This window comes from Pseudomonas benzopyrenica (assembly GCF_036884265.1).
In the GTDB taxonomy this organism is placed as follows: Bacteria; Pseudomonadota; Gammaproteobacteria; order Pseudomonadales; family Pseudomonadaceae; genus Chryseomonas; species Chryseomonas benzopyrenica.
In genome coordinates this window covers 18,523-29,477 of sequence record NZ_CP145723.1, presented here as the reverse complement: position 1 = coordinate 29,477, position 10,955 = coordinate 18,523, and the positions used below count along the sequence as shown (strand labels likewise).

The 10,955-nt window shown below is 68.3% G+C and carries 10 protein-coding genes and 2 pseudogenes; 6 read left to right on the top strand and 6 right to left on the bottom strand.

Going from position 1 to position 10,955, the window contains the following annotated elements:
- Window positions 1-41: 41 nt before the first annotated feature.
- Window positions 42-593: a gamma carbonic anhydrase family protein gene (locus tag V6W80_RS00140; protein ID WP_338545558.1), complete on the top strand. Its 552-nt coding sequence runs from the start codon at window positions 42-44 to the stop codon at window positions 591-593.
- Between the two features lie 187 nt (window positions 594-780).
- Here V6W80_RS00140 and V6W80_RS00135 read toward each other — a convergent pair whose 3' ends face one another.
- Window positions 781-1,131, bottom strand: coding sequence for a MerR family transcriptional regulator (locus tag V6W80_RS00135; protein ID WP_064307103.1), 351 nt, complete (start codon window positions 1,129-1,131; stop codon window positions 781-783).
- Window positions 1,132-1,202: 71 nt separating this feature from the next.
- Here V6W80_RS00135 and V6W80_RS00130 point away from each other — a divergent pair, with 71 nt between their 5' ends.
- Window positions 1,203-1,628, top strand: a complete 426-nt coding sequence (locus V6W80_RS00130) for a hypothetical protein (protein WP_059313020.1) — start codon at window positions 1,203-1,205, stop codon at window positions 1,626-1,628.
- A gap of 104 nt (window positions 1,629-1,732) precedes the next feature.
- Here the strand turns inward: V6W80_RS00130 and aroE are convergent, their stop codons facing one another.
- Window positions 1,733-2,548 (bottom strand): shikimate dehydrogenase, encoded by an 816-nt coding sequence (gene aroE, locus V6W80_RS00125; protein WP_173148761.1) that lies wholly within the window; start codon window positions 2,546-2,548, stop codon window positions 1,733-1,735.
- Between the two features lie 4 nt (window positions 2,549-2,552).
- A complete protein-coding gene (gene hemF / locus V6W80_RS00120; protein ID WP_338545557.1) occupies window positions 2,553-3,482 on the bottom strand; it encodes an oxygen-dependent coproporphyrinogen oxidase in 930 nt (309 codons plus the stop codon).
- Window positions 3,483-3,600: 118 nt separating this feature from the next.
- On the opposite strand from hemF, the gene V6W80_RS00115 reads away from it, so the two are divergent.
- The 4 genes and pseudogenes from V6W80_RS00115 (at window position 3,601) to V6W80_RS23875 (ending at window position 8,120) form a co-directional block, all read left to right on the top strand.
- Window positions 3,601-4,578: an NADPH:quinone reductase gene (locus tag V6W80_RS00115; RefSeq protein WP_017641496.1), complete on the top strand. Its 978-nt coding sequence runs from the start codon at window positions 3,601-3,603 to the stop codon at window positions 4,576-4,578.
- A gap of 158 nt (window positions 4,579-4,736) precedes the next feature.
- Window positions 4,737-7,172, top strand: a pseudogene (locus tag V6W80_RS00110) (PAS domain S-box protein); the annotation flags it as partial.
- A gap of 246 nt (window positions 7,173-7,418) precedes the next feature.
- A pseudogene (locus V6W80_RS23880) lies at window positions 7,419-7,661 on the top strand (ATP-binding protein); the annotation flags it as partial.
- Between the two features lie 174 nt (window positions 7,662-7,835).
- Complete coding sequence (locus V6W80_RS23875) at window positions 7,836-8,120, top strand: response regulator (protein WP_430707829.1); 285 nt, start codon at window positions 7,836-7,838, stop codon at window positions 8,118-8,120.
- A gap of 1 nt (window position 8,121) precedes the next feature.
- On the opposite strand, the gene V6W80_RS00105 is transcribed toward V6W80_RS23875, so the two are convergent.
- The 3 genes from V6W80_RS00105 to V6W80_RS00095 all read right to left on the bottom strand — a co-directional run bounded on the left by V6W80_RS00105 (window position 8,122) and on the right by V6W80_RS00095 (window position 10,908).
- Window positions 8,122-8,676, bottom strand: a complete 555-nt coding sequence (locus V6W80_RS00105) for an L-threonylcarbamoyladenylate synthase (protein WP_338545555.1) — start codon at window positions 8,674-8,676, stop codon at window positions 8,122-8,124.
- Between the two features lie 64 nt (window positions 8,677-8,740).
- Window positions 8,741-9,826 (bottom strand): DNA-processing protein DprA, encoded by a 1,086-nt coding sequence (dprA, locus tag V6W80_RS00100; protein ID WP_338545554.1) that lies wholly within the window; start codon window positions 9,824-9,826, stop codon window positions 8,741-8,743.
- A gap of 50 nt (window positions 9,827-9,876) precedes the next feature.
- The gene (locus V6W80_RS00095) at window positions 9,877-10,908 is read right to left on the bottom strand and encodes a LysM peptidoglycan-binding domain-containing protein (protein ID WP_026083893.1); all 1,032 of its coding nucleotides are present in this window, start codon (window positions 10,906-10,908) and stop codon (window positions 9,877-9,879) included.
- Window positions 10,909-10,955: the final 47 nt, after the last annotated feature.

Here is a 10,955-nt window from a genome sequence, read left to right as displayed (position 1 = left end):
AATAGGTCTCAAGACCCTTCCGACGAGAAAAGGTATCTATCGTGACCATAAGGACCTTCCAGGGTAAGACCCCGCACCTGGGCGAACGCGCCTTCGTCGATGCCACCGCGGTGGTAATCGGTGATGTCGAGCTCTGCGCAGACAGCTCGATATGGCCGCTGACAGTGATCCGCGGCGACATGCATCGCATCCGCATCGGCGCCCGCACCAGCATCCAGGACGGCAGCGTGCTGCATATCACCCACGCCGGCCCCTTCAATCCGGACGGCTATCCCTTGCTGATCGGCAACGACGTCACCGTCGGCCACCAGGTGACCCTGCACGGCTGCACTATTGGCGACCGGGTGCTGGTGGGCATGGGCAGCATCGTCATGGACGGCGCGGTGGTGGAGGACGACGTGGTGATCGGCGCCGGCAGTCTGGTCCCGCCAGGCAAGCGGCTGGAAGGCGGCCACCTCTACGTCGGCCGCCCGGTCAAGCAGATCCGCCCGCTGGAAGAGAAGGAGCTCGCCTTCTTCACCTACAGCGCCGGCAACTACGTGAAGCTCAAGGACCAGCATCTGGCTGAAGGCTACGGGGAGGAGGGGGCCTAGCAGGCCTGGTCCTGTTGGGCTTCGGCGATGGAGCCGCCTCAACCCAACCTACAACTGATCACGGTCATGGCGGTCCGTCGATACGACCGCTCCTACAGGCTCCAACGCAATTGTAGGAGCGGCCCATGGCCGCGATCGCCGCTCACGGCCGTAGGTTGGGTCGAGCGCAGCGAAGCCCAACGCTCAGCTACGTTCGCAGCGGACAGGCTTCACCCAAGCGCGAATACAGCACCCCACGCAACGCCTGCAGTTCATCGATGCGCGCCTCGATGACCCTGAGCTTGTCGCGCAGCAGCTCCTGCAGATAGGCATCCGGATCGGCGGCGCGCTCGACGTCCTCCAGGTTGGCGGCGATCTCCTGCAGGCTGAAGCCCAAGCGCTGGGCGGTGCGGATATAGCCCAGCCATTCCACGGCTTCGGGCGGATAGTCGCGGTAGCCATTGGCCCGGCGCCTAGCCTTGAGCAGTCCCTGGCGCTCGTAGAATCTCAGGGTATCGCGGGTCAGGCCGGTCGCCTGGGCGAGGGTGCCGATACGCATCCGTTCTCCTTGACCCTGGAGCTAGCTCCAGGGTCAACACTGGATTTCCTCTCGTTCAAGGAAGTCCGTCCATGTGGAAGCTTGCGCCCTATCTGCGGCTGGTCCGTGCCAGCGCCCTCTATGATCTGCTGGTCACCGCGCCTTTTGCCACCCCCTGGAGTCTCGCCTGGCTGCTGCGGCAGCTCGATGCCCTGGGGCAGTGGCTGGGATTCGCCCCCCTGGCGACCTTCAGCCCGGAAGCCCTGCTGCTAGGCAACCTGCTCGGCTCCGTGGTGTGCGTCTGGGCGGCGCTGCGGCTGGCCAGCCCCTCGGTGACGCTGGGGCGCTACGACGCCGTGGCCAGGGGCCTGTTCGCCCTCTGGCAGGCCTGGGCGCTGTACCAGGGTGCCAGTCCTCTGTTGGCAATGTTCCTGGTGATCGAAATCGGCTTCGGCATCGCCCAGGCGTGGCCGGTGTCTCTGGCCTCGCGCAGGCGCCAGCCCCAGCTGGCGGGCTGACCGCGGCCCGTTGGGCTTCGGCGATGGAGCCGCCTCAACCCAACCTACAATGGAGTTCCCGTAGGTTGGCGCTGAGCGCAGCGAAGCCCAACAGCATCCCGAAACTAACCCAGTTGTCGCCGCAACTCCGCCAGCACCGGCGCACCGTCGGGGCGCACGCCGCGCCAGAGTTCGAAGGCCTCCGCGGCCTGTTCCACCAGCATGCCCAGGCCGTCCAGAGTGTGGAAGGCGCCTTCATCCTGCGCCCAACGATTGAAGGCGGTCAGGTCCTTGCCGTACATCATGTCGTAGGTCACCGTCTGGGGGCCGATCACCGCTTCCGACAGCGGCGGACGACCGCCACCGAGGCTGGCGGAGGTGCCATTGATGATGACGTCGAAGGGCTCGCGCAGGGTGGAGAAGGCGGCCACCTCGATGGCCCCCAGCTCGGCGAATTCCCGCGCCAGCTGCACCGCCTTGAGTTCGGTGCGGTTGGCCAGCACCAGTTGCCCGGGCTGGCAGGCCAGCAGCGGCTCCAGCACGCCGCGTACCGCGCCCCCGGCGCCCAGCACCAGGACGCGCTGGCCAGCCAGCTGCAGACCGGCGTTGACGGTGAGGTCCCGCACCAGCCCGGCGCCATCGGTGTTGTCGCCCAGCAGGCGACCGTCAGGCTGGCGCTTGAGGGTGTTGACCGCCCCGGCGCGCCGGGCGCGCGGGGTGAGGTCGTCGCACAGCTGGTAGGCCTCTTCCTTGAAGGGCACCGTGACGTTGGCGCCCAGGCCGCTCTGGAAGAAGCTGCGGGCGCTTTCGGTGAAGCCGTCCAGCGGTGCCAGCAGCGGCCCGTAGTGCAGGCGCTGACCGGTCTGGTCGGCGAACAGGCTGTGGATCAGCGGCGACTTGCTGTGGGCGATGGGGTTGCCGAAGACGGCGTAGCGATCCATGGGGCTATCCTGCAGGCGTCGGGGCGAGCGCGAGCCAGTCGCGGTCGGTGAGAAAGAAATCGGTCAGTCGCGCTTCCGGCGAGCCGGGTACGGGTTTCCAGTCATAACCCCAGCGCACCTCGGGCGGCAGCGACATGAGGATGGACTCGGTGCGGCCGCCGGATTGCAGGCCGAACAGGGTGCCACGGTCGTAGACCAGGTTGAATTCCACGTAGCGCCCACGACGATAGGCCTGGAATTCCCGCTCAGCCTGGCCATAAGGCTGGTCACGGCGGCGTTGGACGATGGGCAGGTAGGCGTCGACGAAGGCATCGCCGATGGCGCGCTGGAAGGCGAAGCAGGTGTCGAAGTCCCAGTCGTTCAGGTCATCGAAGAACAGGCCACCGATGCCGCGCGGTTCGCCGCGGTGCTTGAGGTGGAAATAGCGGTCGCACCAGGCCTTGTAGCGCGGATAGACGTCGGCGCCGAAGGGTGCGCAGGCGTCATGGCAGACCTGGTGCCAGTGCACGCAGTCGGCCTCGTTGCCGTAGTAGGGGGTGAGGTCGAGACCGCCACCGAACCACCAGACCGGCGTTTCGCCAGGCTTTTCGGCGAGAAAGAAGCGCACATTGGCGTGGGCGGTGGGGATATACGGATTACGCGGGTGCATGACCAGCGACACGCCCATGGCCTCGAAGCTGCGCCCGGCCAGTTCCGGACGATGGGCGCTGGCCGAGGGCGGCAGGCTGTCGCCATGCACATGGGAGAAGTTCACACCGCCCTTTTCCAGCAGGGCGCCCTCGGCGATGACCCGGGTGCGGCCACCACCGCCGGTCGGCCGGGTCCAGGCGTCTTCGACAAAATGCGCAGCGCCATCCTCGGCTTCCAGTGCAGCGCAGATGCGCTCCTGCAGATCGAGCAGATAGGCCTTGACGGCCTCCAGGGAGGGATTCATCGCAAGGATTTCCACAACAGGCGGGGAGGGCGGAGAGCATAACACCCGTATCCGACCGGTTGACGTGGCCCGCGGTTGCGGCTTGGATGAAGGCTCACGTCAATAAGGAACCGACAGCATGGCCCAGCGCATCCAGTTCAGCCGCACCGGTGGTCCCGAAGTACTCGAACTTGTGGATTTCGAACCCGCCGCGCCCGGCCCCGACGAGGTGCGGGTGCGCAACCACGCCATCGGCCTCAACTTCATCGAGACCTACTACCGCAGCGGCCTCTATCCGCCGCCGTCGCTGCCCTCGGGCCTGGGCACCGAGGGTGCAGGAGTGGTGGAGGCGGTGGGCAACGCCGTCACCCGCTTCAAGGCCGGCGACCGCGTCGCCTACGCCACCGGTCCGCTGGGCGCCTATGCCGAGGTCCATGTGCTGCCCGAGCGGCATCTGGTGCACCTGCCGGAGGCGGTCTCCTTCGAGCAGGGCGCCGCGGTCATGCTCAAGGGGCTGACAGTGCAGTACCTCCTGCGCCAGACCTATCCGCTGCAGGCCGGTGACACCGTGCTGTTCCATGCCGCGGCGGGTGGCGTCGGCTCCCTGGCCTGCCAATGGGCCAAGGCCCTGGGCGTACGCCTGATCGGTACCGCCGGCTCGCCGGAAAAACTGGAAAAGGCCAAGGCCCTGGGCGCCTGGGCAGTGATCGACTATCGCCAGGAAGACGTCCCGGCGCGGGTCCGCGAGCTAACCGAGGGTGCCAAGGTGCCGGTGGTCTACGACGGCGTCGGCAAGGACACCTGGGAGATGTCGCTGGACTGCCTGGCCCCGCGCGGCCTGATGGTCAGCTTTGGCAACGCCTCGGGCGCGGTCACCGGGGTCAACCTGGGCATCCTCTCGCAGAAGGGTTCGCTCTATGTAACCCGGCCGACCCTGGCTACCTACGCCGCCTCACCCGAAGCGCTGCAGGACATGGCCGATCAGTTGTTCGAGCTGATCACCGATGGCCGTATCCAGGTGGACATCGGTCGCCGCTATCCGTTGGCCGAGGTGCAGGAGGCGCACCGCGCCCTGTCAGGCCGCGAGACCAGCGGCTCGACCATCCTGCTGCCCTGAGGCTAGACGTTCGCGCGCCTGGCCGGGTAAATCGTGACGGCCATTAAGTTTCCCGTAACCAGGCGGCACGACGGGGGTAAACGCCGGTCTATCTCGGACAGTCAGGCCGCCAAGGTCTCGACGCTCTTTCCAGAATCGGCCGGATCGCTGCCCTCGTCATGCCCATCTCCAGCCCCCTCGCCAACCTGCTCGACACCGCCACGGACACGGCACTGATCACCCTGACCGCCGAAGGGTGCATCGGGCAGTGGTGCCCGGCCGTCGCCCGGCTGCTGGGCTGGAGCGCGCAGGACAAGGTCGGCGAGTCCATCGTCGGCCTGTTGCTCCCGGAACCCCCGGCGGACGGCTGGCTGACCGCCCTCGAACGCTGCCAAACCTGGGGCCTGCGCCATCGCGATGGTCATCTGGTACGCCTCGACCTGCACCTGGTGCCGCTGCGCCGGGCCGATGTCGCCGTGGGCTGGTTGCTGCACGTCTGGCAGGCCCCGGCGAGCCGGGCGCGCTTCGCCGCCCGCCGCAGTGCCGAGCGCGACCTGCCGCAACGCCTGCAGGCGCTTGGCGAATGGTCACGGCGCCTCAGCGGCACCACGGACCTGGCCGCCTTGCGCCTGTGTGCCACCCAGGCCTTGCGGGACCTCGCCGACGATCCCCAGGCGCGGCTGCTGTCCGTGGCCGAGGCCGGCAGTCCGCCGGTGGCTCCGTCACTCATCCCCTTCGGTCCCGCCACCCAGCCCCTGGGTTATCTGCAGCTGGGCAGCGCCGTCGAGGCGGACACCCGGCTGTTGCTGGATCAGCTGGCTCTGCTGCTGGGCGCCCTGCTGGTGCGGCAGCAGACCCAGGACCAGGCGCGGCAACTGGAACGACGGCTGTCACTGGAGCAGGGGCTGCTGGCCAGCGTGCTGCAGCAGGCGCCCCTGGGCATCTCCATCACCGAAGCCGGCAGCGAAGAAGCGGTGATGCTCAACGACCGCGTCGACATCCTTCTCGGCAAGCGTCCGGCCGGTGAGACGCTGGACGAACGCTATGGCGCCATCGGCGCCCTGCACGCCAATGGCCAGCCCTATGCGGTGGACGATTACCCCACGGTACGGGTGCTGCGCAGCGGCCAGGCGGTGGCGCCGGAATTGATGCGCTATCGGCGACCCGACGGCAGCATCCGGCTGCTGGAAGTGTCCAGCGCGCCGGTCCGCTCGGCCACCGGCGAGGTGATCGCCTCGGTCACCCTGTTCGATGACGTCCAGCAGCGGGTCGATGCCGAAACCGCCCTGCGCGAACACAGCGCGCGGCTGGCCAGCCTGATCAACCAGGCGGCGGTCGGCATCTGCCAGACCGACGCCCGCGGGCGCATCCTGCTCGCCAATCGCCGCTATTGCGAATTGCTCGATCGCAACGAGGTCGGGGTGCTGGAACAGACCCTGCAGGCCCAGACCCATCCCGAGGACCGGGCCATACTGGAGCGCCATCTCGACACCCTGCGCGAGCGCGGCGACAGCTTCAAGCTGGACCAGCGCTTCCTGCGTCCCGATGGCTCGGTGGTCTGGGTCAGCCTGCACGGCTCGCCGCTGCAGTCGGAAATCGGCCAGGAGCTGTCGGTGAGTCTGGTGGTGGTGGATCTTACCCAGCGCAAGCAGGCCGAAGCCGCGCTGCACCTGTCCAACCAGCGCTTCCGCAACGCCGTGGAGGCGGTGCAGGGGGTGGTCTGGACCAGCAATGCCCAGGGGCACCTGCTCGGCGAACAACTCGCCTGGAGCACCCTGACCGGGCAGAGCTATGCCCAGTATCAGCAGGACGGCTGGGCCGCTGCCCTGCATCCCGAGGATGCCCCCCGCACCCTGCGCCGCTGGCGATTGGCGGTGCAGCAACAGGTGGACTTCCACGACGAACACCGGCTGCGCTGCCGCGACGGTCAGTGGCGGACCTTCAGCGTGCGCGCCCTGCCGGTGCGGGAAAACGGCGTGGTCTGCGAATGGGTGGGCGTGCACACCGACGTCAGCGAGATCCGCATGGCCGAACACCGCCTGCGGCGCCTAGCCGAACTGCTGGAACAGCGCGTCCATGAGCGCACCGTCGAGCGTGACCGCATGTGGCGGGTGGCCGACGACCTGCTCGGTGTCATCCAGGGGCAACGCTGGCTCAGTCGCAATCCGGCCTGGGGCCGCACCCTGGGTTGGGACGACGAGGAATTGCGCCACCAGCCGCCGACCTCGCTGGAGCACCCGGACGATCCGCCGGTGTTCCCGCGCCTGGCCGCCCTGCGCCATGGCGAGGTGCTCAGCGATCTGCCGGGCCGCCTGCGCACTCGCGACGGCCACTGGCGCCACATGATGTGGAAGGCCACCGCCGATCACGATGGCCGCATCTATGTCTTCGGCCGCGACGTCACCGTCGAGCACGACGCCGCCCTGGCCCTGCAGAACGCCGAAGCCGCGCTGCGCCAGGCACAGAAGATGGAAGCCATCGGCCATCTCACCGGCGGCATCGCCCACGACTTCAACAATCTGCTCACCGGCATCAGCGGCTCCCTGGAATTGCTGCGTCGGCGCCTGGACCAGGGCCGCCACGACAACCTGCAGCGCTACCTGGACACCGCCGAGCAATCCGCCACCCGCGCCGCCGCCCTGACCCATCGCCTGCTGGCCTTCGCGCGTCGGCAGACCCTCGACCCGCGGCCGGTGGACGTCAATGACCTGATCCTGTCCTTGGAAGAACTCTTCCAGCGCACCCTGGGCGAACGCATCAGCCTGCGCAGCAGTCTCGCGCTGCAGTTGCCGCCGGCGCGCACCGACACCAACCAGCTGGAGAACGCTCTGCTGAATCTGGTGATCAACGCCCGCGACGCCATGCCCGAGGGGGGTCAGCTGACCCTCGAAACCGCCCTCGATCACCTCACTGACCTGGCCGCCGAGCATGACCTGCCGCCGGGTGACTATGTGCGCCTGACCATCGCCGACACCGGCAGCGGCATGCCGGTCGAGGTGGTGGATCGCGCCTTCGATCCCTTCTTCACCACCAAGCCCATCGGCCAGGGCACCGGTCTGGGCCTGTCGATGCTCTATGGCTTCATCAAGCAGTCGGGTGGCCACGTGACCCTGGAGAGCGAACTGGGCAGCGGCACCCGGGTCAGCCTCTGGCTGCCCTGTGCCCAGCCCGAGCGACCGGCAGCGAGCGATACACCTCAAGCGGCCATCGCCCAGAGCCGGGGCGAACGCCTGCTGCTGGTGGAAGACGATGTTTCGGTGCGGCTGTTGCTGCGCGAGATGCTCACCGAGCTGGGCTATCGCGTGCGCACCGCGGCCAGTGCCTCGGCGGCGCTCACCCTGGTCGACGGCGACCTGCCCTGTGACCTGCTGATCACCGATCTCGGCCTGCCGGATCTCGACGGCGCCGACCTGGCCGGGCGCCTGCGCGAGCGCTGGCCGGAGTTGCCAGTGCTGTTCGTCAGCGGTCACGCCGAACGGCCGACCCCGAACGGTGAGCTCTCGCTGGCCAAGCCGTTCCAGATCGATGCGCTGGCGCGGCTGCTGCGCCAGTTGCTGGACTGACCTAGGGCCGGAAGACCTTGCCGGTCACCAGATCGCGAATCACGCTGGGATTCTTGCGCCCACCCAGTTCGCCCGTGAGGATGCCATCCAGGTTATCGGGGAAGTACTGCTGAACCCGCAGCCGAGTGCGCGCGGCCGGGCGGCCGGCGGGATTGGCCGAGGTGGAGATCAGCGGACCGGTGAGGGCGCAGAGTTCGCCCACCAGCGGATGCTCGGAGACCCGTAGCGCCACGGTGGCGTGGGCGCCGGTCACCCAGCCGGGCAGGCGATTGTGGTGCGGCACCAGCCAGGTGTTGGGGCCGGGCCAGGTGCTGGCCAGCTTGGCCAGGGAATCTTCCGGCAGATCGTGGAGCAGGAAGTCGAATTGGCGGATGGTATCGGCCACCAAGATCAAGCCCTTTTCCATGGGCCGCCGCTTGAGCGTCAGCAGGCGATAGACCGCGGCCTGATCCCAGGGATCGCAGCCCAGGCCCCAGACGGCCTCGGTGGGGTAGGCCAGCACGCCCCCCTCGCGCACGATTCGCGCCGCCTGCCGCACTCGCCAGCTGTTGTGCATCGCCTTGCCTCCGCCAAATCCCTGAAGTCTACCCGAGCGCGCCGCCGATGGTAGCCATCCACCGCTAGCCGAGACGCGTCCAGCTGCCCTGCTGCGCCACCACCCGGCCCTCCAGCTCCAACTCGGTCAGCTGGACCAGCACCTCCGGCAACGACAGGCGGCAGAGCCGCGCCAACTCTTCGCTGTTGAGCGGTCCGGCGGCCAGCTGCCGCAGCAGGGGGTGATCCTCGACCACCGCGGCCGTGGCGACCGGGGCCAGGCTGCGCCAGCCCTGCAGGGCTTCGAGGATATGCTCCACGCCCTCCACCAGTTGCGCCCCTTCACGGATCAGCTGATGACAGCCTCGCGCCCCGGGATGATGGATGGAGCCGGGCAGGGCGAACACCTCGCGGCCCTGCTCGGCGGCCAGCCGCGCGGTGATCAGCGAACCGCTGGAGGGGCTGGCCTCCACCACCAGGGTACCCAGGCTGAGGCCGCTGATGATCCGGTTGCGCCGCGGAAAGTTGGCGGCCTGGGGCGTGCAGTCCAGCGGCAATTCCGAGACCAGCGCACCACCCTCGGCCAGCAGGCGCCGGGCGAGGCCCAGATGACGGCGGGGATAGAGCTGCCGGAGGCCGGTGCCCAGCACGGCCACCGTACCGCCGCCGGCGTCCAGCGCACCCTGGTGCGCCGCGCCATCGATGCCCAGCGCCAGGCCACTGGTGATGCAGAAGCCGGCCGCGGCCAGGCTGTGGGCGAAGCGCCGGGCATTGTCGAGTCCCTGGGCACTGGCCTGGCGGCTGCCGACCAGGGCCAGTTGCGGTCGTTCGAGCAACTCGACCCGTCCTTCGACGAACAGCAGCGGCGGTGGATCGGCGATCTCGGCGAGCAGCGCCGGATAGCGCTCGTCGCCCAGGCAGAGCAGATGGCGCTCGGGGTCCTCCAGCCAGGCCAGGGCCTGGTCGACCCGTTCGCGGGTCGCGGGGCTGCGGCGGGCGTCCGCGGCCACCGCCGGCAGGCGCAGGGCGCGCCAGGCCGAGGCGGGGGCACTGAGGGCGGCGCTGGCGCTGCCAAAGGCATCCAGCAGCAGGCGCTGGCGCACGGCACCGAGCTCCGGCAGGGCATGCAGGTGAAGCCGAGCGTCCAGCTCGGCAGGGGAGAGGCTGGCCATGCTGTCATCCTTGAGGGTGGCCGGTCGCCGTCCTGGCGACCCGGAAGAGGTTAGGGGTTGCGCACCTTGTCCATGATCGCCAGCTGGCGGGTGGCGGTCAGGACCAGGCCGTAGCTGATCTTGTCGTAGGTGCGAAAGACCATCAGCAGCCCGGCGCGCTCGTCGGGGATCTTCACCAGCTCGCCGGTGATGCGATCACGCACCGTCTCGCCGGTCTTGTTGACCGCCAGCACATTGCCCTCGGCCAGACCGTCCCGGGCGCCCTTGTTGAGGGTCACCACATCGAACTGGCCGATCTGGGTGACGCCGCGCGGCACGTCGAGGATCAGGCCGTTGATGTCACGGGCCGGCGCACTGGGCATGAAGGTGGAATTCACCAGCCGCTCCTCAGTGGGGAACAGCCGGTCGCCCAGGCGCACCTCCTGGGTGGTGCGGGTCAGGCGCAGGGTGGCGATGTCGCCCTCCTGGGTGACCAGGTCGGCGCTGCCGATGAAGTCGCCATTGATGCCGAGAAAGGCGCCGGTCTTGGGATCGACATAGGTCTTGCCCTGGCGGTAGATGCCATAGGCCGAGACACCCGGCTGCAGCTTGCCGCGCACATAGATGCGATCGCCGGCGCCGCTCACCACGCGCTCGGCATTGCCGGCCACCACATAGGGCGCCGCCTGGAACTGTTCGGCCGAATCGATGGCGCGATTCTGCAAGAGGAAGCTGTTGACCGCTTCCAGCGGAATGGCCGGGATGGCTTCGGCGATGGGCGTGCTGCGCACCGTAGGTGACAGCTTGACCGTGCCACGCGAGGCGCCGCGGTTGAGCTGCAGCCGCGGCTGGCCGTCGACGTAGCTCAGCACCAGGGTATCGCCGGGATAGATGAGATGGGGATTCTTGACCTGCGGATTGGCCTGCCAGATCTCCGGCCATTCCCAGGGCTTGCTGAGGAATCTGGCGGAGATGTCCCAGAGGGTATCGCCGCGGACCACGGTATAGCTCTCCGGGTGATCCTGACGCAGGGTGACCGCTGCGTACGCCGACTGCAGGGCGCCCCCGGCGACCAGCAGCAGGGCGAACAAAGATTTCCTCATGCGTCGAATCCCTTTACACTTAGCTTTGAAGAACCGTCTTCACGCAA